Raw genomic sequence first — 25041 nt, forward strand, 5'->3', positions numbered from 1 at the left:
GCGGTCGCGCGTTCCGAAATTTGCATGTCATTGAGTCAGCCTTCGCGAAATGCGAAGGAAGGACATGAAATTCGACCTGATCGACCTGTCACTCTTCGTTGCCGCCGTAGACACCGGAAGTCTGACCAAGGGCTCCGAGAGGATAGGGCTGGCGCTGGCGGCGGCGAGCGCACGCATTCGCCTGATGGAGGCGCGTCTTCGGGTGAAGCTGCTTGAGCGCAGCAAACGTGGCGTGGTTCCGACCAGCGCCGGCGTCGCCATGCTCAATCACGCACGCATCGTGCTGAACGACGCGGCCCTGCTGGAGGCAGACGTTTCGGAGTTCGCGCGCGGACTGAAAGGCAAGGTTCGTCTGATGTCGAACACCAATGCGCTCGCCGAATTTCTGCCGCAGGCCCTCGGCGCCTTTCTGGCGGCCAATCCCGACATCAGCGTATCGGTGGAAGAGCGCCTGAGCCTGCACATCGTGCAAGCGGTCTCTTCCGGCGAGGCGGCGATCGGCATCGTCGCGAGCACGATCAATATGGGTTCCCTTGAGCACTTTCCCTTCGCCAGGGATCGGCTCGTTCTGGTGGTGCCCCATGGTTGGCGGCCGGATGTCCTCGAGCTGGCTTTCAAGGAGGCACTGGGCGAGCCTTTCATCGGTCTTCAGGAAACCAGCGCCATCCAGACATTTGTCGCCGAGCAGGCTGCGCGTTCCGGTCATATCCTCCAAGTCCGGATGCAGTTGCTAGGCTTCGAGCAGGTCTGCAAGATGGTGGAGAGCCGGGCAGGGATCGCCGTCGTTCCGGAAAGCTCCGCTCTCCGTGCCGCTCAGACCATGTCGATCCGGATCGTGCCGCTGCTGGACGAATGGTCCCACCGGGACTTGCGCATCTGCGTGAAGGACAAGAACCGCCTCGCGCCGGTCGCGCTTCAGTTGTTCGAGCACCTCGTTTCGATCCGCTTTCGCTCTCCTAGGTCATCCTAGGCGCCAACCTTTTAGGCACTTCGCGAGACCCCAGACCTTCTTGGCGAGACTTCGGTGCCGGTCAAAGCGACAGCATGGTGAAATCAATCTTTCGCACGAGGCGAGCTCGCGCCCTAAGTCGGTCCTTCGTGGGTGGCGTTCGAGCGACGCAAAAAAAGGCCGTTTGTGCCGCATTGGCTTTGCCAGGAGCGGCGTTAGGTTGCGGGCTGTTCGAAGCGTTCCGCGCGGTAGGCCTTGAGCAGCTCTACATCGACGCCGTCCAGGATTTCGGTCGTTATCAGTTGCGCAAGCACCGGACCGAGCGAAATGCCGGCGTTTGTGGCAACAGCCCGTACCGCAGGTATGCTGGCTGAGCGGCCGATAATTGGAAGGCCATCCAAAGGAAGTATGCGACGTCCAGTTGTGACTTTTTCTACTTTCGCTCCTTTGAGCCTTGGAAAGAGCTGGACCGCATCCGATACAAGGGCGTCTACATCAAGCATTTCACCATCGGATACTGTTGCTCCCGTAAAGTGGCGGCCGAGGATGACACGCCCATCGTGACGCTGGATCACATGCACCGAGGGTCCGTGGACCATTGTGTCAAGGAACAGTTCAACCGGTTCTAGATGCACCAGATGCCCGACGGTCTCGACCAGCGGCACATTGATGCCGACAAGCGCCGCGAGGTCCGGCGTCTGGCGCCCAGTGGCGATTATCACATGGTCGGCTTCTACCGGCCCTGTTTCTGTCATCACCACGACTCCGCCGCTCGCGCGGGACTCGAAGCCGGTGGCTTTCCGTGGAGCGTCGAGCACGGCGCCTGCCTGAATCGCCGCATCAAGAAGCTTCGCGGTAGCTGAATAGGGATTCACAGTGCCTTCGTCCGGCGCGTGGAAGCCAAACTCGAATTCGTCGACGACTTCAACCGGAAGCAGCGATATGAGCTGATCGCGGTTGATCCGGTAGGATGGGCTGCCCCAGGCCTGACGGCGGGAAAGCTCGGCTTCGAGCTTCACAGCCTCAGAGCCTGAGCCCCAGTGCAAGCTGCCCCCCCAGCGAACGCCCAGCTCGGCGCCCAGTCGCGACTCAAGTTCGCGCCACGCGCCGAGGCTGAACCGATGAAGATTGAAATAGGCCCGCGCGCAGTCCTCGGGAATCGGATCCTTTGCGCGGAAGAATGCCTGGTTGGTTATCCAGGCGAAGGAATTCCCTGTCGCTCCAGCATGTGGACCAGCCTCGTCCATCACCGTAACCATCGCGCCGCGGTCGGTGAGGGCAAGCGCGATCGCAGCACCAACAATACCGGCGCCGATGATCACGACGTGTCGGTCTTTCTTCTTGGACATTGGTGATCCTTTCACTGAACGCTCGCCGCGACGACAGGCCTACAAAGCGTCCCGCGCGCTTCTGGATGGCAACCGGGGCGACGTCACCGCGGCACTGCAGCGAGGCAACCGTCACAGGCAATGCGCTACCATGATGCCGCAGCCCCGTCGTATTACCTCCGCGCATAGTTGCCGAACGCCCGGGCATTTGGCGTGCCGGCCGCGCCGCTGCTTTGCTGTCAGGCGCAAATCGCATGGGTTACATGCGGCGCAGGGGATAATCAGACCACCAGGCCGGCCCACAGCGGACGGCGCGGCGTCACCGATGCAGGAGGAGGATTGAAGATGAGCTTCGACGGAAAAGGCTCGCGCATCGGCGGCGCGACCAGGCGGACCGTTCTCGCGGGCGCCGCGGCGATCATCGCCGCTCCCTATACCTGGACGCGGGCCAACGCTGCCCGGGTGGTCCGGATCCGCACCTCCGGTCGGAATGTCGAAGACGTCATGAAGCCGGCGGTCTGGGACCGCTTCACCAAGGAGACGGGCATCGAGGTCGTCTCCGTGCCGTCGACCGTGACCAAGATGCTGGCGACGATCAAGGCCGGCCAGCCGGATGTCGACGTCGCCAATGCCGGCATCGAGATCCTGCTTCGCGCCGAGCGCGCGGGCGGGCTGGTCCCGGTCGACTACGACAAGTTCAAGTTCGCCAAGCTCGCCGACATCCCGGCGCTCTACAGGCGCCCGATGATGTGCGGCACCTATCAGTACGGCACGCTGATGGCCTACAACACCGAGGCCTTCAAGGGCGCCGTGCCGGCCTCCTGGGCCGATTTCTGGGACGCCAAGGCGTTCCCCGGCAAGCGCACGCTGCAGGACATGTCGTCCGGCCGGCCCAATCTCGAATTCGCGCTGCTCGCCGACGGCGTGCCGGCCGACAAGCTCTACCCGCTCGATGTCGAGCGCGCCTTCGCCTCGCTGGGCCGGATCAAGGCGCAGATCGCCAAGTTCTGGAACACCTCGGCCTTGGCGAACCAGATGATGATCGACAAGGAGGCCGTCCTGGGCGCGCTCTGGAACGGCCCGCTGATGACGGCCATCGCGAAGGGCGCGCCGCTCGCCCCGCAGTGGAACCAGCACATGGTGTCGCTGCAGTCGCTGGCGGTGACGAAGGGCGCGCGCGATGCCGAGGCTGCCCAGATGCTGATCGACTTCACCTCCACCCCGGAGAGCCAGGCCGGGATGGCCAAGGGCTTCGGCTACGGCCCGATCAACGACCGCGCCTTCGCCCTGCTGCCCGACGATCTGCTCGGCCAGACCATCGGCAGCATCAAGCTGCGCGACAAGGGCTTCCTGCAGGACGACGACTGGTGGACGGACAACACCCCGGCCGTCAGCCAGCGCTGGTCGAAATGGGTGCTGGAATAGTGTCCGGCGGAACGATCGAGCTCGTCAACGTCGATAAGCACTATGGCGACCTGAAGGTCGTCGACGGCATCTCGGCGTCGATCGGCGCCGGGCAATTCGTGTCGTTGCTTGGCCCTTCGGGGTCAGGCAAGACCACGACCCTGATGATGGTCGCGGGCTTCGTGCTGCCCAGCGCCGGGCGGATCGTCGTCGACGGCAGCGACGTCTCGCGGGTGCCGCCGCGCAAGCGCGGCTTCGGCATGGTGTTCCAGAACTACTCGCTATTTCCGCACCTGAACGTCTTCGACAACATCGCATTCCCCCTGAGGCTGCGGAACGTGCCGAACGCCGAGATGGGCGAGCGCGTGCAGCAGGCGCTCGACCTGGTGCAGCTCGGCAGCTTCGGCGGCCGGCAGATCAGCCAGCTCTCGGGCGGCCAGCAGCAGCGCATCGCGCTAGCGCGCGCCGTCGTGTTCCAGCCCCGCGTGGTGCTGATGGACGAGCCGATGGGCGCGCTCGACAAGAACCTGCGCTTCGCGATGCAGACGGAGATCAAGGAGATCCAACGGCGGCTCGGCATGACCGTGCTCTACGTGACGCATGATCAGGAAGAGGCGATGAACTTGTCCGATCGCATCGTGATCATGAACCATGGCCGCATCGAGCAGATCGGGGCGCCCCAGTCGGTCTACGACCTGCCGGAGAGCCCGTTCGTGGCCAACTTCCTCGGCGAGGCGAACCTGTTCCCGGGCGTCGTCACGGAGCTTGCGGGCGCACAGGGCGTGCTGACGCTCGACGACGGCACGAGCGTGCGCGGCCCGGTCGCGACCGGCGTCGGGAAAGGCAGCCGCGCGGCCCTGTTCATCCGGCCGGAGCGGCTGCAGTTCGCCGCCGCCGGCTCGGCCGGCGCGCCCGACCGCAACGCCATCACCGGGACGGTGAACCGCTGCTCTTTCCTTGGCAGCTACAGGCGCTACGGCGTCGAGATTGCCCCCGGCCTGCAGGCCTCGGTCGACCAGCCGAACACAGAGGCGATGGCGCTGTTCGCCCCGGGCAGCCGCGTCGAGCTGCGCTGGCCAGCGGGATCGGGCCGCATCATCGGGACTGCGCCGTGAGCCCGGCATCAAAGAACCGTTCCCTTGCGGTGCTGTTCGTGCCCGCCCTGGTCGTCATCGGGCTGCTCTTCGTCCTGCCGGTGGCACTGTTCTTCGTCCGATCCGCCGCGGAGGCAGGCGGACTGCGCTCCTTCGCCGAGCTGATCTGGGTGACGCTGCAGTCGGGGCCGGTGCGGAACGCGCTCGGCCAGACCGTCGCCATCTCGCTCGTCGTGACGCTCGGGGCGCTGCTGCTGGGTTATCCGATCGCGTATTTCCTGACGGTGGCGCCGCCATGGGGCTTCAGCCTGGTGATCCTCTGCATCGTCGTGCCGTATTTCACCAGCATCATCGTCAGGACCTATTCCTGGATGGTGCTGCTCGGCCGCAACGGCCTGATCAACCAACTCCTGCTGAAGACCGGGCTGATCGACGGGCCTCTGGCCCTGATCTACAACTATACCGGCATCCTGATCGGCATGACGTATATCATGCTGCCCTACATGGTGCTGACGCTCTACGCGGCGATGAAGCGGATCGACCTCGGCCTGCTCAGGGCGGCCGCGGGCATGGGTGCCGGCCCGGCCTACAGCTTCCGCAAGGTCTACCTGCCGCTGAGCGCGCATGGCGTGATCTCGGGCGCGCTCATCGTTTTCATTCTCTGCCTCGGCTTCTTCGTCACGCCCGCGCTGATGGGCGGCCCCGGCAACGTCATGATCGCAATGCTGATCCAGAACGAGGTCGAGATCGTTATGAACTGGGGCAGCGCGGCGGCGATGGCGGTCATCCTGTTCGTCATGACCGCGGTTCTGTACGCGATCTATTACCGGCTGTCCGATGTCGACAAGCTGATGGGGCGCTGAGCATGTTCGATCGGCTGCTGCGCCTCTACATCGCCATCGCCTGCTTCCTGCTGATGATGCCGATCGTCGTGGTGATCGTGGTGTCCTTCTCGGGTGACGACTACCTCACCTTCCCGCCCGGCAGCCTGTCGTGGCGCTGGTTCGCGCTGTTCTTCGGCGACCCGTCCTGGCGGCGCGCCCTGCTGGTCAGCCTTGGCACCGGGATTGCCTCGGCCGTGCTGGCGACGGCGGTCGGCTTCGTCACGGCCTATGCGTTCCTGCGTTCCGAGATGCGCGGGAAGAAGATATTGCTGTCGCTGGTCCTGTCGCCGATCATCATCCCGCACATCATCACGGCCATCGCGATGTATTACATGGCAATCAGCATCGATGCGGTCGGCAGCTTCGTTCTGCTCGCCCTCTGCCATTCGGTGATGTCGCTGCCGGTGGTCGTGCTGATCCTGCTGTCGTCGCTGCAGAGCGTCGACGCCTCGGTCGAGAAGGCCGCGATCGGCATGGGCTGCAGCCGGATCCAGCTGTTCCTGCGCGTGGTCATGCCGATCGCCTGGCCGGGCGTCGTCTCGGCCGGGCTCTTCGCCTTCCTGACTTCGTTCGACGAGCTGCTGATCGCCCTGTTCCTCGGCGGCGCCGAGTTCCGGACCCTGCCGGTGCGGATCTGGCAAAGCCTGGAGATGGAGCTCGAGCCGACGATCGCGGCAGTGAGCGCCTTCCTGATCGCCGTCACGGCCATCATCCTCCTGTTCGACCTGCTGCTGCGTTCGCGGCGCGCCTCGCCGGCGCGCACGGCCGGCCACTGAACCTCCTTCCTCCTTCGATACCCACATGATCCCCACAGGCCTGACGCTCGACCACGCCGTCCTCGATGTCGGCCCGCATTTCGACCGAACGGTCGGGGCCCTTTCGGCCGCCGGGTTCAACGTCTCGCCGGCGAGCAGCCACAAGGGCATGCGCAACCGCCGGATCTATTTCGACAGCACCTACCTGACCCTGCTGCAGAAGCTCGGCGAGGCCGAGGCCGCGCCGACGCCCGAGGCCTCGGGCGGCGTCATCGCCGTCGCGTTCAAGGGCCGGGAGCTGGAGGCGATGGCGCAGCGCTGGCAGGTCGCAGGCAAGGCCGCCCGCGAGGTGGTCGAGATGTCGCGCGAGGTCGTGCTCGACGGCGCGCCGCAGACGGCCCGGTTCAGGACGCTCGACCTGCCGGAGGACTCTCTGGGCGCGATCCATGCCTTCGTCTGCTACCACCTCACGCCGGAACTGCTGTGGCGGCCGGAATGGCAGACCCATGGCAACGGCGCGACCGACCTCGTCGGGATCGTCGTTGCGGCGGCCGACCCCGAGGCGGAAGCGCGCAAGCTCGCCCGCGATCTCGCGGCCGGCGAACCCCTCATGACGGCCGACGGCCTCAAGGTCTCGGGCGTGTTCTTCCAGCCGCATGGCGAGGGCGCCGTCACGGCGAAACCCGCCCCGGCATGCGTGGCGGCGGCCCTGCTCGTCGCGGCGCGGCCGAAGGCAGCGTCTCGCTTGCCGGCATACCGGTCCGGATCGTGCTGACGCGCGGCAATCGCTGAAACGGCCGCCGCCCCGCCTCAGCCGAATTCCTCCATGCCTTCGGCCCGCGGCAGCTGCGCAAGGAACTGCATCCGATGCTTGCGAAGCACTGCGAGGAAAGAGCTGGCGGCGCGCGACAGCGGCCGGTGCTCCGGCTGGAGCAAGCCGATGTGGAATTCGATCATCGGGCTGAAGGGGATCATCGCAAGCCCGCGGCCGCGATAAGCGACGGCTGTGAAGGGATCGACGATCGCGACTCCGAGGCCGCCGATGACCAGCTCGCAGATCAGCGGGTAGTTCTGCGATTCGAGGGCGGCGGACTTGCTGAAGCCTTGCCGAAGGAAGGAGGCGTCAACGTTCCTCCGGCCGACCATGCCCGGCATCAGCGTGATCAGCGGCTCGTCGACGACGTCCCTTGGCGTGACCACGGCCCGCGCCGCGAGCGGGTGGTCGAGGCGGGTGACCAGATACATCGGAGCCCGACAGAAGGTCTCGGACTGCAGGCCCTCGCGCTGGAGCGGGAACTCGGCGACCCCGAAGTCGATGAACTGCGAGAAGATCCAGTCCTCGACCTTGGTCGAGTGCTGGACCTGGACCGTGATCGCGACATCGGGATGGTCCCGTTTGAAGCTGCAGATCACGTCCGGCAAGAAGCCGGCGCATATCGCCGGCATGGCGGCGATATGCAGCCGCCCGGTGCGCGCGCCGCGGATCTCGGCCGCGATCTCGCGCACCTTGTCGAAGCTGGCGAAGCTGCGCTCGACATGGTCGAACAGGATCAGGGCCTCTCGCGTGCTCGCGAGTCTGCCTTTTCGTCGATCGAACAGGGTAACTCCGAGATTAGCCTCGAGCCTCAGGATTGCCCGGCTGACTGCGGGTTGCGATATGCCAAGAAGCTCGGCCGCACCGCTGACTGTGCCGCACGTCACCGTCGCTCTGAAGGCCTCCAGTTGCCCAACGAAATTTGTTTTCATTAACTCACCCTGTGGACTGAGGAGCCATGGATGGCGCAGATTCGTGCGTCCTATCAGATTAAGAGGCCGTACGAACCTTGGGCTCAGCTCAGATGACTTTCCCGCATGAAGGGCAAGCCAAACCGAAAGGGTTCCAATCTGCTTATCAGGTCTGCACCGCCATCCGCCTTTAAGGGGGTAGATATATGGAGTATAAGCAATGGCCGGTTCGGCCTGGTCGACCGCCGGCATCTGATTGCCCCTAGAGCAGACATTCCCGGCGTCGGCTATGCCAGATGCAGTCGATTGGCGATGTCGCAGCCAGGAGTCCGCTTCCCACCCGTTGTTGCCAATCCCGTCGTCTAAACGGACCGGCAGCTTTTGGTGCTGGGCACGAGCCCTCCCGACGGCTGAAATGGGGCGCTCGTTCGCAATCTGAGTGTGACGTCGCCTCCGGGTCATTCCGCGACGTTGACCACGCGGGGCTAAACGTCCGCTCGTGGGCATTCCTACCCGAAAGCGAACTGACAGCTTCCGGCCCACCCTCTAGGGCTTCGCCAAGCTTTTAAGGGTTAGCAGCTTTTCGTTTGCGGCCTTACGGCCCAGCTCCGCCGAATGGGGCGAAGTGGACGAACGGCAGGTTTCGGGTGTCGCGAGGAGCATTCCGAACGGCGACAATGGGGGTCGGAAGTCGCCGATCGGTCCCAACAGTGCAAATGGCAGCTATGGCTGGCCTCCGAACTGAAAGCTGCCAGTCCGCAACCGGCCCCCTCTCGGCCGTTAGCGGCACGAGTTCTGACGACAGCACCGTCCGCATAGCCATTTGTGTGGGGTTTACGGCCAAGATTCGTCCCACCCAAAATGGCCGCCCCTACTGGCTCGCCCACATGACGCGGGCCATCCAGGAGACCTCGGCGAGCGGCAGTGCCCGGTCGGGATGCTCGGGATTGAGGGAGCGCAGCTCGATGGTCTTGGCGGTGCGGCGCTTCAGTTCCTTCACCATCACCTCGCCGTCGCTGGTGCGCACCACCACCCGGTCGCCGCGCCGCGGCTCTGAGGTGGGCGAGACGATGATGACATCGCCGTCGCGATAGAGCGGCAGCATCGAATCCCCGGAGATCTCGAGCGCATAGACGCGCTCGTCGCCGATATCGGGGAAAGCGACCTCATCCCAGCCCGTGCCGACCGGAAAGCCGCCGTCGTCGAAATAGCCGCCGCGTCCCGCCTGCGCGAAGCCGAGCAGCGGCAGGCCGCGCGTTGCCCGGCGATCCCGGTCGAGCCCCGCCATGAACTCATCGAGCGAGGCCCCCGTCGCTTCCAGGATCTTGGCGATCGACTCGGTCGAGGGCCAGCGCGGCCGCCCATCGGGCCCTGCGCGCTTGGAAGGGTTGAAGGCGGTCGGATCGAGGCCCGCCTTACGCGCCAGTCCCGAGGCCGAAAAGCCGTAACGCGCCGCGAGCCGGTCGACGGCTGACCAGATCTGATCATGCGAGAGCGTCATGCGGCCTTCATCCGGTCGGGATGCAATAGGAGGATCATCTCATGATAGGATTTGATGCGGATATACGCAAGGGCCGATTGCGATTGATCTTGAGCGAAGCGTGACCTACGAACCCGTTCGGAGGTCGGTCATGTCCGTTGCCGGTGAAGCTCTCGCCTATAAGATCTGCCCTGCCGCGCTCTGGCGCGAAGCCGGGCGTCAGGGCGTCTTTTCGGGCGCGCCGGTCGACCTCGCCGACGGCTTCATCCATCTCTCGACCGCCAGGCAATTGCGCGAGACGGCGCGCCGGCATTTCGCCGGCCAGGCCGATCTTCTCCTGCTTACGGTCGATCTCGGAAAGCTCGGCGAGACGCTGCGCTTCGAGCCCTCGCGCGGCGGCGACCTTTTTCCACATATCTATGGACCTCTGCCGCTCAGCGCCGTCATCGCCGTCGCGCCGCTGCCGCTCGGACCGGATGGCGTGCATCTCTTTCCGGGCGAGATCCCATGATCACGGGCCTCGCCGCCATCACCCGGCCTGTCCTGGCGCGGCTCGATGCCGAGACCGCCCATGGCCTCACCATCCGGGCGCTGGCCGCCCTGCCGCATGGCGCGCCGCCCGCCGACGATCCCGTCCTGCGCGTGAAGGTTCTGGGGCTCGATTTTCCGAACCCGGTCGGCCTCGCGGCGGGTTTCGACAAGAATGCCGAGGTGCCGGATGCCATGCTCGCGCTCGGTTTCGGCTTCGTCGAGGTGGGCACGCTCACGCCCAAGCCGCAGCCCGGTAATCCGAAGCCCCGCATCTTCCGCTTGGCGCGCGACGGTGGCGTCATCAACCGCCTCGGCTTCAACAACGAAGGCCACGCGGCCGCCACGGCGCGGCTTGCGCGGCGCCGCCCGCTGGGCATTCTCGGCGTCAATGTCGGGGCGAATAAGGACGCGGTCGACCGGGCCGCCGATTACGCCGCCGGCATTGCCGCTTTCGCGCCTCACGCGAGCTATTTCACCGTCAATGTCTCCTCGCCGAATACGCCCGGCCTGCGCGATCTGCAGCAGGCGGAGGCGCTCGACGATCTCCTCGGCCGGGTGATGGAGGCGCGCGCCGCGAGCGGACAGCCGCGGCCCGTGCTCCTGAAGATCGCGCCCGATCTCACCCTCGCCGGGCTGGACGATGTCATCGCCGTGGCGCGCCGGCGTGGCGTCGACGGGCTCATCGTCGGCAATACGACGATCTCACGCCCGGCATCGCTGACCGACCGAGGAGCGGGCGAGGCGGGCGGCCTTTCCGGCCGGCCGCTCTTTCCACTGGCGACGCGCATGCTGGCCGAAGCCTATCTTCGGGCCGAAGGCGCTTTTCCGCTGGTCGCAGCCGGCGGCGTCGATTCGGCCGAGACCGCCTGGACGAAGATCCGGGCGGGCGCCACCCTGGTGCAGCTCTATACCGGGCTCGTCTATGCGGGCCCCGGGCTCATCGCGGACATCAAGCGCGGGCTGGCGGATCGGCTGAAGTCCGGGGCGACGACCCTCGCCGCCGAAATCGGCCGCGACGCCGCGGCCTTCACGGGAGGCTGATTCGCGTCAGCCGCGTCCGGATGTCAGCCGGATGATGAGCCAGATGGGCACCACGATGATCGCCCCATAGACCAGCCACTGCAGGACTTCGCGCACGGCGTCGATACCCCGTCCGAAGACGCGATGGAAGAAATTGACGATGCCGTCGATCAGGGTGAAGGGCGTGATGTCGAGAAAGGCCATGAGCGCGCCGACGAGGATCGACAGAAAGATCAGCCGCACCAGAACGGCTCCCGGCGACCCGCCGACGAAACGTTGCAGCGAACCATTGGCCATGTCGTACTCCCGTGCTCGCGACAGCCTGCGCGGACGTCTCCGCGGGCTCGGCTGGACCAGCCGTGCCTGTTGATGTTTCATCGCAGGACCGCCCAAGGAGTGCAACCAACCTCCCATGCTCGATCCAGCCCTTTTCGATCCCGCCGCCATTGATCCCGAGACCGTGGCGCTCAACGCCGAGATCATCGCCAAGCTTGCCCGTCTGCCCGATCAATGGAGCCTCCCTCCAGCGGTCATCCGCGAGATGCGGGCCGAGGGCGGCGGCGCCTTTCCGCTGCCACTGAGGAGCCCGCGGGCGGAGACGCTTCTTATTCCAGGCCGGGCGGGGGAGGTGCCGCTGCGCATCATTGCCCCGCCCGATCCGCGCGGCGTCTATCTGCATATCCATGGCGGCGGCTGGGTGTTCGGCTCGGCAGACATGCAGGACGACCGGCTGGAGCGCATGGCCGAGAAGCTCGGGCTCGCCTCAGTGTCCGTCGACTATCGTCTCGCGCCGGAGCATCCCTATCCCGCCGCGCCGGACGATTGCGAGGCCGCCGCGCTGTGGCTCGTCGAGAATGCCGCCTCGTCCTTCGGGACCGACCGGCTCTTCATCGGCGGCGAATCGGCCGGCGCGCATTTGAGCGTCGTGACGCTCATGCGCCTGCGCGACGTGCATGGCCTCAGGCCCTTCCGCGCTGCCAATCTGGTCGCCGGCATCTACGATCTCGGCATGACGCCGAGCGCCCGGCGCTGGGGCGAGGAAAAGCTCGTCATGCGTACGCTTGACGTTCACCTCTTCGTGCAGAACTTTCTGCGCGGCGGGGGCGATCTGCGCGATCCCGACATTTCGCCGCTCTACGGTGATCTCGCCGGCCTGCCGCCGGCGATCTTCACGGTGGGCACGCGCGATGCGATCCTCGACGACAGCCTTTTCATGAGCGCCCGTTGGACGGCCGCCGGCAACCGCGCCGACCTCGCCGTCTGGCCCGGCGGGGCCCATGTCTTCATCGGCTTCCCCGGATCGCTGGCGGAGAAGGCGCTCGCGCGCAGCGAGGCGTTTTTGGCGGAGTTTTAGGCGATGTCTCACCTCCCCCTTGAGGGGGGAGGTCGACGCGGCGAAGCCGCGGCGGGAGGGGGTGACTGAGCGAGGGCAGGCACCCCACCCCGTGCCTGCGGCCCGACCCTCCCCATCAAGGGGAGGGTAAAGCGCAGGCTCACACGGATGCCGACAGCCTAAGCCGCCGTCCCGGTGACCCGCCCGGCCAGGATCACAGCCTGCGTGCGGCTCTCGACCCCGAGCTTCTGCAGGATGGCCGAGACATGCGCTTTGACGGTCGCCTCGGAGACGCTGAGCTCATAGGCGATCTGCTTGTTGAGCAGCCCTTCGGAGAGCATCATCAGCACGCGCATCTGCTGCGGCGTGAGCCGCGCGAGGCGCTTGGCCGCATCATCGACCACCTTGTCGACGGCGCCCGAGAGATCGACATCCGGCGGCGCCCAGGTGCCTCCCGCGAGCACGGTCTTGATCGCCTCGCCGATACTTGCCACGCCGAGCGACTTCGGGATGAAGCCGGCCGCGCCGAAGTCCATGCAGCTGCGAATCACCGTGCGGTCGTCGTTGCCGGAGACGATGACCACCGGAATGCCGGGATGCTGGGCGCGCAGGTAGATGAGCCCCGAGAGCCGCTGGGCGCCCGGGATCGTGAGGTCGAGCAGCACGAGATCGACCTCGCCCGCCTCGGCGAGCACCGCGACGGCCTCGTCGAAAGTGCCCACGTCGATCACCTTCGCTCCGGGCATGAGCGTGGTGATGGTCTGCTGCAGCGCTCCGCGGTAAAGCGGATGATCGTCAGCGATGACGATCTGCACCGACGGCTGATCGTTCAATGATCGGCCTCCCCCAAATTAGCCACATTGTTTCGTGTTGCGCGCTTCGACGCAAGACGTAGACAAAAAGTATATGATATCTCGCTAAAGGCCTGCATTCCGGGTCTCTATTAAGGCCTCGAGCAGATCGATCCGGTCGGCCTCGCGCGGCGGCTTGTCCCAGCGGATGCGGCTCACTCTGGGAAAGCGCATGGCAATGCCGGACTTGTGCCGCGGTGAGCGCTGCAGCCCCTCGAAAGCGATTTCCAGCACGAGCCCGGCGTCGCGCTCGTGCACCACCTCGCGCACCGGGCCGAAGCGGTTGGTGGTCGATTGCCGCACGAAACGGTCGAGCTTGGCGAGTTCCTCGTCGGTGAAGCCGAAATAGGCCTTGCCGACCGGCACGAGCTCCTCCTCGCCCTCCGGCCCGCGCCAGACGCCGAAGGTGTAATCCGAATAGAGCGACGAGCGCTTGCCGTGGCCGCGCTGCGCATACATCAGCACGGCATCGACCGTGTAGGGATCGCGCTTCCACTTGAACCACGGCCCCTTCGGCCGCCCGGGCAGATAGGCGCTGTCGCGGCGCTTGAGCATCAGCCCTTCGATGGCTTCTGCATCCGCCCCGCCGCCGGCCGCCGCCGGGTCGGCGCGGGCCGCGGCGAGCGAGGCCCAGTCCGTGAAGGCAACGAGCGGCGAGAGATCGACCCGCCCGCTCTTCAGGCGCGAGACGAAGGTCTCGAGCCGCGCACGGCGCTCCACGAAGGGCAGCGGCCGCAAATCCTCCGCGCCGTCTGCCAGGAGGTCGTAGGCGCGGATATGGGCGGGAAAATCCACCATGAGCTTCGGCGTGACCGTCTTGCGGTTCAGCCGTTGCTGCAGAACGTTGAAGCTCTGCACGCGCCCTTCGCGCATGATGAGGAGCTCGCCGTCGAGCGCGCCATCAAAGGCGGGATCGTCGGCGATCGCCTGCACGAGATCCGGGAAGGCACCGGAGATCTCGTCTCCCGTGCGCGAATAAAGCCGCACCTGCCTGCGGTGGCCGACGGTGGCGGCCGCCGCCTGCACGCGGATGCCGTCCCATTTCCATTCCGCCGAGAAGTCGGCCGGGTCGAGCTTGGCGGCGTCGACCTCCTCCAGCGCATGCGCCAGCATGGCCGGCCGGAAGGGCACGGCCGAAAGCCCTTCGGGCTTCGCCCCGCGGCCTTCGACCCAGGCGAAGAGCGCCTCATAGGGCGGCTCCAGGCCGTGCCAGACTTCCTCCACCTCATTGGGCGCGATCGGCCGCTCCGGCGGGGCCATGTCAGCGACCGCCGTCTTGGCGAGCCGCGCCGAGACGCCGACGCGCAGGCCCCCGGTGATGAGCTTGAGCAACGCCCAGCGCCCGGTCTCGTCGAGACCATCGAGCCAGGAGGCGAGGAGATGCGGCAGGTCGGGTTTCAAAGTGGCGGTCAGCGCCTCCACCACCTCGGTCAACGTCGGCGCCGGCGGGTTGTTGTGGCCGATCGGTGCCGCATTCCATTCTCCCCCCTTGCGGGGGACGGTTGGGGGTGGCGAAAGGTCGGGCTGTCCGTTGCCGGTGAGCAGATCGCCCTCGCTCTGCTCCGCATCCGGCAATCCCCCCCTCCCTTCCCTCCCCCACGAGGGGGGAGGGGGAGCCGCATCCTGTGAGACGAAGCGCGCGTCATCGCGCGTGCCTCGCTCCTGAGGGCGTTCGGTTGCGGGCGCGGGGGGCGCGACGGCGCTCCCTCTCCCCGCTTGCGGGGAGAGGGTGGGGTGAGGGGGCGATGCCGAAAGAGGTTCCACGGTAACCGCCTCCTCACCCGGTTTCCACGCGCTTTGCGCGCGGAAACCGTCCTCTCCCCGCAAACGGGGAGAGGAAGGAGCGACCGGTCCCGGCCACATCAGCGCGACCGTTTCGGACAGGTCCCCGACATAATCGTAGGAGAGCGCAAAGAGCACGGGGTCCGTGCGTGCGGCGATGAGCGCGCGGATGAGGCCGGGTTTGGCATTAGCGAAGCCGAGCGAGCCGGTGAGCGCCGCGAGCGCAAAGCCGCGTTCGGGGTCCGGCGTGGTGCGGAAATAGGCCGTCATCAGCCGGAGCTTGGCGTTACGCCTAGGCTCGTAGGCGAGGCGGTCGAGGAGCTCGGCGAAGCGGTTCACGCGCTGCCCTCCGGCTCGCCCTTTCCCGATGAGTGCGCAACTCGGGTAGACCCCGACTTGCGAAGGGGAGGGTGGATCCGAGCGAAGCTCGGAGACGGGTGGGTGTTCGATCGGGGTTCAACCCCACCTCCTCCGCTGTGCGGAGGAACCTCCCCTGAAGGGGAGGGATCATCGCGGGCGATTTCACCGCCCTCGTCCTCGTCGCCATAGCCCAGCATGTGCAGGGGCTTGGCCTTCAGGCCCTGCGTGCCGCACCAATGCACCAGCGCATCCTCTTGGCCATGCGTCACCCAGACCTCCGAGGCGCCGGTCTCCAGGATCGTCGTGCAGAGATCTTCCCAATCGGCATGGTCGGATACGACGAGCGGCAGCTCGATGCCTTTTTGCCGGGCGCGGGCGCGCACGCGCATCCAGCCCGAGGCGAAGACGGTGACAGGGTCGGCAAAGCGCCGCGACCAGACTTCCTGCGTTGCGCTGGGCGGACAGAGGATGATGGCGCCGGCGAAGCTCGACGGTCCCGCGCCCCGCTCGACCTGCACCTTGCGGATATCGCCGAGCGGCACGCCGGCCGTCTCGTAGAACTGCATCAGCCGTTCCATGGCGCCGTGGATAAAGATCGGCGCATCGTGGCCGGCCTCCCGCAAGAGCGCGACGAGCCGCTGCGCCTTGCCGAGTGCATAGGCGCCGACGAGATGGCTGCGCTCGGGAAAGAGCGCGACCGAGTCGAGGAGCTTGGCGATCTCGTGGCGCGCCGGCGGGTGGCGGAAGACCGGCAGGCCGAAGGTCGCCTCGGTGATGAAGACGTCGCAGGGAACCGGCTCGAAGGGCGCGCAGGTTGGGTCTTCCTCGCGCTTGTAGTCGCCGGAGGCGACGATACGGCAGCCGCCGGCCTCGATCGCGATCTGCGCCGAGCCGAGCACGTGACCCGCCGGATGAAAGGTAACGGTGACCTCGCCGAGGCGGATGGGCTTGCCGAGCTCGGCCGCCTGCTGGCTGCCGCAAAAGCCCTCGCCGCAGCGCACGGCCATGATCGCGAGGGTCTCGGCCGTGGTGAGCACCGCGCCATGGCCCGGTCGCGCGTGGTCGGAATGGCCGTGGGTGACGAGCGCCCGCTTCACCGGCCGCAATGGGTCGATGTGGAAGTCGCCGGGCGGGCAATAGAGCCCGGCGGGCGTCAGGGTGAGGATGTCGGTCGGGCGCATCTCCAGCAAAGATAAGCCTTTAAAGCCATTCGCAAAGAGGAGGACCGCACGGCAAGGTGACGCCGCCGCCCCCGAGCACTAGATTGGACGATGTGTCCGACGTCGAACCCATCGCCGCGCTGCCGGAGCCCTTCGCCGGGTGGTTCGCCCAGCGCGGCTGGACGCCGCGCGACCATCAGCTTGCGCTTCTCGACAGAGCCCGGGCCGGCCGCTCCGTGCTGCTGGTCGCGCCCACCGGCGCCGGCAAGACGCTCGCCGGCTTTCTGCCGAGCCTGGTGGAACTCACCGAGCGCGCGCGCCATCCGGATCTCGGCCGCAGCCTCCACACCCTCTATATCTCGCCCTTGAAGGCGCTCGCCGTCGATATCGCGCGTAATCTGGAGACGCCGGCGCGCGAGATGGACCTGCCGGTCCGCATCGAGACGCGCACCGGTGACACGCCCGGCCATAAGCGGGCGCGGCAGATCGAGCGCCCGCCGGACATCCTGCTCACGACCCCCGAACAGCTCGCGCTGCTCTTGGCGCATCGGGAGTCCGAGGCCTTTTTCTCCGGACTGAGGCGCGTGGTGCTCGACGAATTGCACGCGCTCGTCACCTCGAAGCGCGGCGATCTGCTGTCGCTCGGGCTCGCCCGGCTCGGGCGGCTCGCGCCCGGTCTCACCGCCGTCGGCCTCTCGGCGACGGTCCGCGAGCCCGAGGTCCTCGCCCGCTACCTGCCGCACGGTGCCGCACCGACCGATATCGTCGTGGTCGAAGGCGGTGCGCGTCCGCAAATCGGTATTCTCGAATCAGTGGTGGCGCCGCCGCTCGCCGGCCATACCGCGCTTCATGCCATGCGCGAGATCTATGCGGCGATCCGCGCGCACAAGCTGACGCTCGTCTTCGTCAACACGCGCATGCAGGCGGAATTCGTCTTTCAGGAGCTCTGGCATATCAACGACGACAATCTCGCCATCGCCCTCCACCACGGCTCGCTGGAGGTCGGGCAGCGCCGGCGCGTCGAAGAGGCTATGGCGGCGGGGCGGCTGAAGGCGGTCGTCTGCACGTCGACCCTCGATCTCGGCATCGACTGGGGCGACGTCGACCTCGTCGTCAATGTCGGCGCGCCGAAAGGCGCCAGCCGCTTGATGCAGCGCATCGGCCGCGCCAACCACCGGCTCGACGAGCCGTCGAAGGCGCTGCTCGTGCCGGCCAACCGCTTTGAGGTGCTGGAATGCCGCGCTGCGCTCGATGCGGTGGCGGAGGCGGCGCAAGACACGCCCGATGCGCGCATCGGCGCGCTCGACGTGCTCGCCCAGCATGTGCTCGGCATGGCCTGTGGCGGGCCGTTCACGGCGGATGATCTCTACGCCGAGGTCACCGAAGCGGCACCCTATACCGGGCTCAGCCGCGCCGATTTCGATGCGACGCTCGATTTCGTGGCGACCGGCGGCTATGCGCTCAGGTCCTATGAGCGCTTCGCCAAGATCCGCCAGGGCCGCGACGGCCTGTGGCGCGTCGCCAATCCACGCGGCGCCCAGCAATATCGGCTGAATGTCGGCACCATCGTCGAGGCCGCCATGCTCAGGGTCCGCGTGGCGAAGCTGCGCCGTGGCGTGCAGCCGACGCAAGCCTGGATGCGCGGTGGCCGCGTGCTCGGCGAGGTCGAGGAATATTTCGCCGAGGGCTTGTCGCCCGGCGACACCTTCGTCTTCGCCGGCGAGGTGCTGCGTTTCGAGGCGATCGTCGAGAACGAGGTTATCGCCCAACGCACTGCGCCGGGCACGGACCCGAAAATTCCCTCCTACGAGGGCGGCAAGTTCCCGCTGTCGAGCTTCCTCGCGGTGCGCGTGAGAGCGATGGTGGCCTCGCCCGACGACTGGCACCGCCTGCCCGAGCCGGTCGCGAACTGGCTCACGGCGCAGCGCCACCGCTCGCGCCTGCCCGGCCGCGAGGGCCTCCTGGTCGAGACCTTTCCGCGCGGCGGGCGGTTCTTTCTCGTCTGCTATCCCTTCGAGGGCCGGCTCGCTCACCAGACCCTCGGCATGCTCCTGACCCGCCGGCTGGAGCGGGCGGGGCTTCATCCGCTCGGCTTCGTCGCCAACGACTACGGCCTCGCCGCCTGGTGCCTCTCCGACATCGACGCGGCGATCGCCTCCGACCGGCTGTCGATCGACGGGCTCTTCGGCGAGGACATGCTCGGCGACGATCTCGAGGAATGGCTCGCCGAATCGGCGCTGATGAAGCGCAGCTTCCGCCAATGCGCCATCATCGCCGGGCTCATCGAGCGCCGCCATCCCTCGCAGGAGAAGACGCAGCGGCAGGTCACCATGTCGACCGACCTCGTCTATGACGTGCTGCGCCGACACGAGCCCAACCACCTGCTCCTGCGCGCCGCGCGCGCCGATGCGGCGACGGGACTGCTCGATCTCGCCCGGCTCGCGGCCATGCTCGCTCGCATCAACGGGCGAATCGTGCATCAATCCCTCGACAGGCTCTCGCCGCTCTCCATTGCCGTGATGCTGGAGATCGGCCGCGAACTCGTCTATGGCGAGGCATCGGACGCGGTGCTCGCGGAAGCGGAGGCGAGCCTCGTCGAGGAGGCGATGGCGTGAATTTCAGCGGGCCGGTGACGGCAGATGCGGTGCCAGAAACGGGCGGACGGATGCGTCGCGCCTTTGCGCTCGGCGGCCGCACGGCCGAGGCGGATCCGCGCGGCGCGCTCCACCTCCTCGAGGAGCGCATGCTGGTCATCGCGGACCTCCATCTCGAAAAGGGCTCGTCCTACGCCCGGCGCGGCGTCTTTCTGCCGCCCTACGACACTCACGCGACGCTCGACCGGCTCGACCGCCTTGTGGCTGACTATGCGCCGCGAGTGGTTGTTGCTCTCGGCGACAGCTTCCACGACGGCGGGGGCGGTGGGCGATTGCTCGATGCCGACCGCGAGCGCCTCGCCGCCCTGCAGCGCGGCCGGCAGTGGATCTGGATCGCCGGCAATCACGATCCCGATCCGCCGGAGGGCGTCGGCGGGGATGTCATGGACGAGCTTGCTCTGGACGGCATCGCTTTCCGGCATATCCCGACCGTGAGCCACAGTGGCGGCATCGAGATTGCCGGCCATCTCCATCCCGTCGCCAAGGTCGCCGGGCGCGGCGGTGTCGTGCGGCGGCGTTGCTTTGCCCTCAACGAAAGCCGCTGCGTGCTGCCGGCCTTCGGGGCCTATGCGGGCGGACTCAACGTGCGCGATGCGGCTTTCTCGCCGCTCTTTCCGGAGGGACTCACGGCGCATGTGCTCGGCCGCCGGCTGTTTGCCATCGCCGCGCCACTGCTGCTGCCGGACTGATCCGACTATTCCCTGCGGAAGACGACCGTCGCCAGCCAGCCGAGCATGAGCGCGCATCCGGCTGCCATGAACCCGTAGACGAGCGAATAATCGCGCGCGAGGGTGACCGTCGCCTGTTCGAAGCCGGTCTTGACCACTTCGAAATCGGTGCTCTGCCGCGACAAGAGCACGCTGCCCGCCAGAAGCACCGTCTCGACCTCGTAGATGCCGGTCGGCGCGGTGGCAGGCAGTTCGATGCTGGCGCGGAACAGGCTGTCGTTGAGGAAGCTGACGCCGCCCTCATCCTGGATGAAGAGCCCCTGGCCGGTCCTCAGCCGGATCAGAGCCTGGCGGAAATCCGCGCCGACGATATCGACGCCGGGCAGGGGCGAGGCGAGCTCGGCTGCAAGCCCAACCTTGAGCCGCTGGCGTGCGGGCTCATCGGCAATCGCCGTAAGCGGCCGCGACGTGACGACGGCGAGATAGACCGGCAGGTCGACGAAGCGCCGCTGCTCGGCGGTGATCCACAGCGGGCCGAACGGCTTCTTTTCGCGGATGAGCGCCGTGCGCCGAGGACCGCGTACGGTGACCACGAGATCATAGGGCGAGCCGCGCGCGACCGCCCGGGCGTCGCGCTCGATGGCGCCGAACAGCACGAGCGATGCGCCCGTATAGGTGGAGGTGATGTCGACGCGGTGACTGGACAGCGAGGTAACGAGCGTCTCCGCGGTGGCCGGCACCGCGCCCGCAAGTAGAAGCAGGAAGCTCAGGACCCGGCGCATCTAGTTCTCCAGCGTGACCATGGAGAAGGTATCTGCCGGCTTCAGCACGATGTCGCCCGCGAAGCGGATGCCGACGGCGAGAATGAGCATGGCGAGCAAGAGGCGAAAAGCATCGCCGCGTAGGTTTCGGCCGACGATCGTGCCGAACTGGGCCCCCATGACGCCACCGACGGTGAGCAAAAGCGCCAGCACGATATCGACGGAATGGTTGGTCGTGGCGTGCAGAACCGTGGCGGCGAGCATGGTGAGCAGGATCTGGAACAGCGACGTTCCCACCACCACCGCCGCCGGGATGCGGAACATGTAGATCAGCGCCGGGACCGCGATGAAGCCGCCGCCGATGCCGAGCACGGCGCCGATGAAGGCGATCGAGAGCGCAAGCAGGGCGAGCGGAATGACGCTGCCGTAGAGTTGCGACCGGTGGAAGCGTATCCGGAAGGGCAGGCCGAGATACCAGGGGTGATCACCGGAGCGGCGCAGCGGCCGCTTGATGCCCTTGCGCGTGAGCCAGATGGCCCGCAGGCTCTCGGCCAGCATCAGGCTGCCGATGACCCCGAAGAGCACCACATAGGCGATGGCGATGATGACATCGAGCTGGCCGAGGCGGCGCATGACGTTGAAGAACCACACGCCGAGGCCTGTGCCGACGAGCCCGCCGAGCGCCAGCACGATGCCGAGCTTCACGTCGACGGCGCGTCGCCGCCAATAGCCGATCGTGCCCGTCATGGAAGAGGCGGCGATCTGGGCGGCTTGGGTTGCCACTGCGGTGGCCGTCGGAATGCCCATGAAGATGAGAAGCGGCGTCATCAGGAAGCCGCCGCCGACGCCGAACATGCCGGAGATGAAGCCCACACCGCCTCCCATGACCAGCAGCAGCAGCCAGTTCACGGACACATCGGCGATGGGAAGATAGATCTGCACGACGACGCCTTACGCTGACGGACCCCGATCGGCGGCTGAACGCCATAGGGATCCGTCCTTTTGTCTGGTTCAGGGCTCTCCCCGAAACGTTGCCGTCGTCACCGAGCGGCCTTCGTATCCCAGGAGCGATCCGGAAGAGCACGATTCATCACGCGCCATCGCGGCAACCCGATGACGGTGAAGAATGTTACCGGTATCGCACAAGACCTTTTAGAGAGTCTTTCTGCCGGCGGCCTCTAGCGCCGCTAGGCACGTGATTTTGAAGATCCGGCGGCTTTCGCGTCCCCGCTCGTCGTATTGCCCCAAGGGCCGGAGGTCTCGACCGTATTGGCGGCCGGATCGGGCGTTTTCGGCTGCCACCGCTCGGCGGCGGCGCGGGCGGTTGCAAGATCGGTCGGCGACAGGCGCGCCCCGATGCTGTCGCGCTTACCTGCCGCATCCTGGTCGCCGCTGTTCGCCAGAATGGCGAACCAAGTATAGGCCTGAACGAGGTCCACCGGCATGCCGAGGCCGCGCGCGGCGAGGATCGCCAGATTGAATTGGCTGTCGTGAACGCCGAAATCGGCCGCTTTGCGGAACCACTGGGCAGCGGCGGCATAGTCCGGCTTGCCACCGACACCTTCCGCGTAGAGCACTGCCAGATTGTGCATGGCTTTGGCGTTGCCGTTTTCGGCCGCCTTCAGATACCAACTCTGCGCCTTGCCGAGATCACGGTCGACGCCGAAGCCCTTCTCGTAGTGGCTGGCGATACGGTATTCGGCAGGAACGAAGCCAGCCTGCGCCTGTGCTTCAAAGAGCTGCGCAGCAAGCTGCGGATCGCGGGTCATGCCGCGGCCTTCGGCGAGCCGCGCGGCGAGTTCGTAGACGGCGGCGGCATCGCCGCGCTCTGCCGCAGTGCGAAGGGCCGGCGCATCGGCTGTCGCCGGCACGCTTGCGAGTAGCTGGGCCGGCACGGCTGTGACGATCGCTGGCCGCGCCTCCGCCGGGGCGGCATCGGCTGTCCCGGCACGGAGGCCCGCCTCCGGTTGCGGCTTGATGGAGCCGGTGACCGTGGCATCGTTCGGATCGGCGGCGAAGGGATTGGCGACAGCGTCGTCCGCCGATTTGTCCGAGCCGGCCAAACTCTTGCCGATCGGATCGTCCGAATCCATGGCCGGCTTCGCCGTCGTGGCGAACAGCAAGTCCGGCTTCAGCCCGCGCGGAACGCTCAGTATGAGCGTCGCGCTGACGGCCACGACGAGGGCGGCGAGCCCGAGCAGCAGGTGACGCCGGCGGGAGGGCCCCTGCCGCAGCCGCTCGATCAGCGAGGTGCCGCGACCGCGGGCGACGGCGGCCGTCGCCTCGGCCGGCCTTACCACCGGTCCCGTGGCGGTCTCTTGCGTTGCTGCACGTGCAGCGCGCCGTGCAGCGGCGATGAAGCTCGCCTTGACGTCCGCGCCGTTGCCGGGCACCGGCCGGTCGTTATCGCGGTCGGAGGCGCGCGGTGCGGCCTCGATGGGGGCGTCGAGGTCCCTGCCCTCGATGCGCGGATCAAAGATCCGGTCGCGTGCCGAAACGCTGTCGGCGCGGCTTGCAGCCGCCGGCGGCTTGGCGAAGGGCTGCCGGCTCGGCTCCTGCGTGACGGCGAGGTGGAGCTCTTCCTCGAGGAGGGTGAGGCGTTCCACGACGCGTTCTAGGGCGCCGTGCACTGTGGTCAGGGTGTCGTGCGAGCGTTGCTCGGCCAGGTCATAGACCGATCGGAGCTCGGCGAGATCGGCCTTTAGGCCGCCGATCTCGGGGGGAAGATTGTCCCAGAGCCCGGCGAGCGCGTCCGCCACACCCGCGCGCGCAGCCTCTTCGACGGACCGCGCGGTATTTTTCTGGAAAGTCTGCACCTGGGTGATGAGGTCGAGAATCGTATTTTCCAGCTCGCCGAGTTTCTTGTCGACCGCACCATCGCTCGGTCGCGTCCGCAAAGCTTCGTCGACGCGCCGCGCGAGATGTTCGAGCTGATCCTCGAGCGCATCGAGCGCCTCGGGACTGAGCCGGTTGCGCTCGTCTGCCTCGAGCCGCGCCGCAACGGCCTGCAGAAGATCTTTGACGCGATTGAGATGGACCTTCTGCTGCGGATGTTCGATCCGTGCATCGATCTGTTCAAGCCGCTGGATGATTTCTGCCATGGGAAAATTGCCGGAGGCGAGCGTTGCTTCGATCTGCCGCGCGAGTGCATCGAGCCGGCTGGTCAGGTCATCCCCCGCCGGGGCGCCCGACAGCTCAGCGGGTCGGCGCGGCGCATCCGTTGTGGCGGGCGGGCTTTCTTGCTTTGCGAGGGCCTTCGTCCGGTTCTCGCGTTCCGCCTCTTCGCGCAGTCTCACCTGGCGCGCGCGGATTTCGGCCAAGGCGGCCGCGAAGCGGTCCCGCTCCGTCGGTTCGCCCGCGTCGGCTTCGGCGTTCGTCTGTGGACTCCGCGCAGGGGACGCCTGCACCGGCGGATCGGTCCGGCGTTTGAGGGGCTGGTGAAGGGAGGCTTCGTTGGCCGCACCGGCCGTGGCCTGGCCGCCTTCGTCCCTATGGTCAGGATCGAGCGGCGCTGCGGGCGAGGGGGTATCCTGGTTCAGGCGAAGCATGATCTCAGCCAATCTGCTCTCAAACTTACGCGACATATCTTCCGCGGGTGAAGTACCGGGCGATCTGGCAAGCGCTGCGGAAAGAGCTTCCATTCGTTCGTCGATCTTCTCGATCGCCGATGTCAGCGGTTCGGCGGAGCGGCCATTATCCAGCTTGGTCTCGATCGCTTCGAGCCGAAGCGTGACGGCACCGAGGAGGTCACGAACGGCTCGTGCGTTCGTGTCTTCGTCGTTCGGTACGGGCCGACCGGGACCTTCTTGTTGTGCGGGTGCCGGCCGAGATGGGGGGGCGGCGCGCTTGGCGAGGCGATTGGCCACGCGAGTGAATATGTCGTCCGGCTCACCATGTTCGGCGGGCTTTGCGGCGCCGGGGTCGCTGCCTGGTTCGGAGCCGATGTCCAGGGATCGCGGCGGACGGGCGGTTGCGCTCGGCGACCTCGATATCCGCGACAGCCGGTCGGCAACGCGAGCAAAAGGTTCGTCCGCGCCGTCGTCGCCGGTCGCCGATTCGACGCCGGGCGCTCCATCGGTTCGTGGTGAACCGCTCGTCGTGCTGTTCAGCCAGCGCGCCAGCGTACCGCCGGCGATGCGTCCCGCGCCCTCGGCCGCCTCGCCGGCGACTGGATCGATCGCTTTGACACCCCAGGCAATGTGGTCTGTCATAATGATACAGGTCCTCGCACGGCCGTGTGATCCGCGGCGCTCGCGTCCAAGGCCGCCTTGACGCCGCACTGGGTGGGACCGATAGACTGCC

The 25041-nt window shown here is 66.9% G+C and carries 21 protein-coding genes; 11 read left to right on the forward strand and 10 right to left on the reverse strand.

Annotation, left to right across the window (positions count from 1 at the left end; all coding sequences use genetic code 11):
• The first annotated feature begins 64 nt into the window (after positions 1-64).
• Complete coding sequence (locus ACFQU1_RS02655) at positions 65-970, forward strand: LysR family transcriptional regulator (RefSeq protein WP_378128940.1); 906 nt, start codon at positions 65-67, stop codon at positions 968-970.
• Between the two features lie 194 nt (positions 971-1164).
• On the opposite strand, the gene ACFQU1_RS02660 is transcribed toward ACFQU1_RS02655, so the two are convergent.
• A complete protein-coding gene (locus ACFQU1_RS02660; protein ID WP_378128942.1) occupies positions 1165-2298 on the reverse strand; it encodes an NAD(P)/FAD-dependent oxidoreductase in 1134 nt (377 codons plus the stop codon).
• A 324-nt stretch (positions 2299-2622) separates the two neighbouring features.
• Between ACFQU1_RS02660 and ACFQU1_RS02665 the strand changes: the two genes are divergently transcribed.
• Genes ACFQU1_RS02665 through ACFQU1_RS02685 form a run of 5 tightly spaced genes read left to right on the forward strand, consistent with a single transcriptional unit; the run spans position 2623 to position 7189 of the window.
• On the forward strand, positions 2623-3702 hold the full coding sequence (locus ACFQU1_RS02665) for an ABC transporter substrate-binding protein (RefSeq protein ID WP_378128944.1): 1080 nt from the start codon (positions 2623-2625) through the stop codon (positions 3700-3702).
• Positions 3645-4796, forward strand: coding sequence for an ABC transporter ATP-binding protein (locus tag ACFQU1_RS02670; protein ID WP_378128946.1), 1152 nt, complete (start codon positions 3645-3647; stop codon positions 4794-4796). The genes ACFQU1_RS02665 and ACFQU1_RS02670 overlap by 58 nt, the downstream gene beginning before the upstream one ends.
• Positions 4793-5638: an ABC transporter permease gene (locus ACFQU1_RS02675; protein WP_378128948.1), complete on the forward strand. Its 846-nt coding sequence runs from the start codon at positions 4793-4795 to the stop codon at positions 5636-5638. Before ACFQU1_RS02670 ends, ACFQU1_RS02675 begins: the two co-directional genes overlap by 4 nt.
• Before the next feature lie 56 nt (positions 5639-5694).
• Entirely contained in the window at positions 5695-6435 is a 741-nt protein-coding gene (locus tag ACFQU1_RS02680) for an ABC transporter permease (protein WP_378128950.1), read from the forward strand.
• A gap of 25 nt (positions 6436-6460) precedes the next feature.
• Entirely contained in the window at positions 6461-7189 is a 729-nt protein-coding gene (locus ACFQU1_RS02685) for a VOC family protein (protein WP_378128952.1), read from the forward strand.
• A 35-nt stretch (positions 7190-7224) separates the two neighbouring features.
• Here the strand turns inward: ACFQU1_RS02685 and ACFQU1_RS02690 are convergent, their stop codons facing one another.
• Positions 7225-8391, reverse strand: a complete 1167-nt coding sequence (locus ACFQU1_RS02690) for a LysR substrate-binding domain-containing protein (protein WP_378128954.1) — start codon at positions 8389-8391, stop codon at positions 7225-7227.
• A gap of 619 nt (positions 8392-9010) precedes the next feature.
• Positions 9011-9640 carry a helix-turn-helix transcriptional regulator gene (locus ACFQU1_RS02695; RefSeq protein ID WP_378128956.1) on the reverse strand — a complete coding sequence of 210 codons (630 nt, stop codon included), beginning with the start codon at positions 9638-9640 and terminating at the stop codon, positions 9011-9013.
• 130 nt (positions 9641-9770) lie between these two features.
• Here ACFQU1_RS02695 and ACFQU1_RS02700 point away from each other — a divergent pair, with 130 nt between their 5' ends.
• Positions 9771-10130 (forward strand): DUF952 domain-containing protein, encoded by a 360-nt coding sequence (locus tag ACFQU1_RS02700; protein ID WP_378128958.1) that lies wholly within the window; start codon positions 9771-9773, stop codon positions 10128-10130.
• Positions 10127-11191, forward strand: a complete 1065-nt coding sequence (locus ACFQU1_RS02705) for a quinone-dependent dihydroorotate dehydrogenase (protein WP_378128960.1) — start codon at positions 10127-10129, stop codon at positions 11189-11191. Before ACFQU1_RS02700 ends, ACFQU1_RS02705 begins: the two co-directional genes overlap by 4 nt.
• 6 nt (positions 11192-11197) lie before the next feature.
• On the opposite strand, the gene ACFQU1_RS02710 is transcribed toward ACFQU1_RS02705, so the two are convergent.
• Positions 11198-11467, reverse strand: coding sequence for a DUF6460 domain-containing protein (locus tag ACFQU1_RS02710; protein WP_378128962.1), 270 nt, complete (start codon positions 11465-11467; stop codon positions 11198-11200).
• A gap of 115 nt (positions 11468-11582) precedes the next feature.
• Here ACFQU1_RS02710 and ACFQU1_RS02715 point away from each other — a divergent pair, with 115 nt between their 5' ends.
• A complete protein-coding gene (locus ACFQU1_RS02715) occupies positions 11583-12524 on the forward strand; it encodes an alpha/beta hydrolase (RefSeq protein WP_378128964.1) in 942 nt (313 codons plus the stop codon).
• A gap of 158 nt (positions 12525-12682) precedes the next feature.
• On the opposite strand, the gene ACFQU1_RS02720 is transcribed toward ACFQU1_RS02715, so the two are convergent.
• The 3 genes from ACFQU1_RS02720 to ACFQU1_RS02730 form a co-directional block, all read right to left on the reverse strand.
• Complete coding sequence (locus ACFQU1_RS02720; protein WP_378128966.1) at positions 12683-13336, reverse strand: LuxR C-terminal-related transcriptional regulator; 654 nt, start codon at positions 13334-13336, stop codon at positions 12683-12685.
• Positions 13337-13420: 84 nt separating this feature from the next.
• The gene (locus ACFQU1_RS02725; protein ID WP_378128968.1) at positions 13421-15475 is read right to left on the reverse strand and encodes a cisplatin damage response ATP-dependent DNA ligase; all 2055 of its coding nucleotides are present in this window, start codon (positions 15473-15475) and stop codon (positions 13421-13423) included.
• The gene (locus ACFQU1_RS02730) at positions 15472-16677 is read right to left on the reverse strand and encodes a ligase-associated DNA damage response exonuclease (protein WP_378129743.1); all 1206 of its coding nucleotides are present in this window, start codon (positions 16675-16677) and stop codon (positions 15472-15474) included. The genes ACFQU1_RS02725 and ACFQU1_RS02730 overlap by 4 nt, the downstream gene beginning before the upstream one ends.
• 83 nt (positions 16678-16760) lie before the next feature.
• Here ACFQU1_RS02730 and ACFQU1_RS02735 point away from each other — a divergent pair, with 83 nt between their 5' ends.
• Complete coding sequence (locus ACFQU1_RS02735) at positions 16761-19271, forward strand: ligase-associated DNA damage response DEXH box helicase (RefSeq protein ID WP_378128970.1); 2511 nt, start codon at positions 16761-16763, stop codon at positions 19269-19271.
• A gap of 50 nt (positions 19272-19321) precedes the next feature.
• A complete protein-coding gene (gene pdeM, locus ACFQU1_RS02740) occupies positions 19322-19999 on the forward strand; it encodes a ligase-associated DNA damage response endonuclease PdeM (protein WP_378129745.1) in 678 nt (225 codons plus the stop codon).
• Positions 20000-20004: 5 nt separating this feature from the next.
• On the opposite strand, the gene ACFQU1_RS02745 is transcribed toward pdeM, so the two are convergent.
• The 3 genes from ACFQU1_RS02745 to ACFQU1_RS02755 all read right to left on the reverse strand — a co-directional run bounded on the left by ACFQU1_RS02745 (position 20005) and on the right by ACFQU1_RS02755 (position 24950).
• Complete coding sequence (locus ACFQU1_RS02745; protein WP_378128972.1) at positions 20005-20760, reverse strand: TIGR02186 family protein; 756 nt, start codon at positions 20758-20760, stop codon at positions 20005-20007.
• Positions 20761-21681 carry a sulfite exporter TauE/SafE family protein gene (locus ACFQU1_RS02750; protein WP_378128974.1) on the reverse strand — a complete coding sequence of 307 codons (921 nt, stop codon included), beginning with the start codon at positions 21679-21681 and terminating at the stop codon, positions 20761-20763. It lies immediately after the preceding gene.
• Between the two features lie 245 nt (positions 21682-21926).
• Positions 21927-24950, reverse strand: a complete 3024-nt coding sequence (locus ACFQU1_RS02755) for a hypothetical protein (protein WP_378128976.1) — start codon at positions 24948-24950, stop codon at positions 21927-21929.
• Positions 24951-25041: the final 91 nt, after the last annotated feature.

It is taken from the genome of Chelatococcus sp. GCM10030263 (genome assembly GCF_042666455.1).
Classification (GTDB): Bacteria; Pseudomonadota; Alphaproteobacteria; order Rhizobiales; family Beijerinckiaceae; genus Chelatococcus.

Excerpts from the sequence above, each read along its gene's own strand:
- ACFQU1_RS02655 (WP_378128940.1), top strand. The coding sequence starts at position 65 with ATGAAATTCGACCTGATCGACCTGTCACTCTTCGTTGCCGCCGTAGAC.
- ACFQU1_RS02660 (WP_378128942.1), bottom strand. The coding sequence starts at position 2,298 with ATGTCCAAGAAGAAAGACCGACACGTCGTGATCATCGGCGCCGGTATT.
- ACFQU1_RS02665 (WP_378128944.1), top strand. The coding sequence starts at position 2,623 with ATGAGCTTCGACGGAAAAGGCTCGCGCATCGGCGGCGCGACCAGGCGG.
- ACFQU1_RS02680 (WP_378128950.1), top strand. The coding sequence starts at position 5,695 with ATGCCGATCGTCGTGGTGATCGTGGTGTCCTTCTCGGGTGACGACTAC.
- ACFQU1_RS02685 (WP_378128952.1), top strand. The coding sequence starts at position 6,461 with ATGATCCCCACAGGCCTGACGCTCGACCACGCCGTCCTCGATGTCGGC.
- ACFQU1_RS02690 (WP_378128954.1), bottom strand. The coding sequence starts at position 8,391 with ATGCCGGCGGTCGACCAGGCCGAACCGGCCATTGCTTATACTCCATAT.
- ACFQU1_RS02695 (WP_378128956.1), bottom strand. The coding sequence starts at position 9,640 with ATGACGCTCTCGCATGATCAGATCTGGTCAGCCGTCGACCGGCTCGCG.
- ACFQU1_RS02700 (WP_378128958.1), top strand. The coding sequence starts at position 9,771 with ATGTCCGTTGCCGGTGAAGCTCTCGCCTATAAGATCTGCCCTGCCGCG.
- ACFQU1_RS02705 (WP_378128960.1), top strand. The coding sequence starts at position 10,127 with ATGATCACGGGCCTCGCCGCCATCACCCGGCCTGTCCTGGCGCGGCTC.
- ACFQU1_RS02710 (WP_378128962.1), bottom strand. The coding sequence starts at position 11,467 with ATGGCCAATGGTTCGCTGCAACGTTTCGTCGGCGGGTCGCCGGGAGCC.
- ACFQU1_RS02715 (WP_378128964.1), top strand. The coding sequence starts at position 11,583 with ATGCTCGATCCAGCCCTTTTCGATCCCGCCGCCATTGATCCCGAGACC.
- ACFQU1_RS02730 (WP_378129743.1), bottom strand. The coding sequence starts at position 16,677 with ATGCGCCCGACCGACATCCTCACCCTGACGCCCGCCGGGCTCTATTGC.
- pdeM (WP_378129745.1), top strand. The coding sequence starts at position 19,322 with ATGCGTCGCGCCTTTGCGCTCGGCGGCCGCACGGCCGAGGCGGATCCG.
- ACFQU1_RS02745 (WP_378128972.1), bottom strand. The coding sequence starts at position 20,760 with ATGCGCCGGGTCCTGAGCTTCCTGCTTCTACTTGCGGGCGCGGTGCCG.
- ACFQU1_RS02755 (WP_378128976.1), bottom strand. The coding sequence starts at position 24,950 with ATGACAGACCACATTGCCTGGGGTGTCAAAGCGATCGATCCAGTCGCC.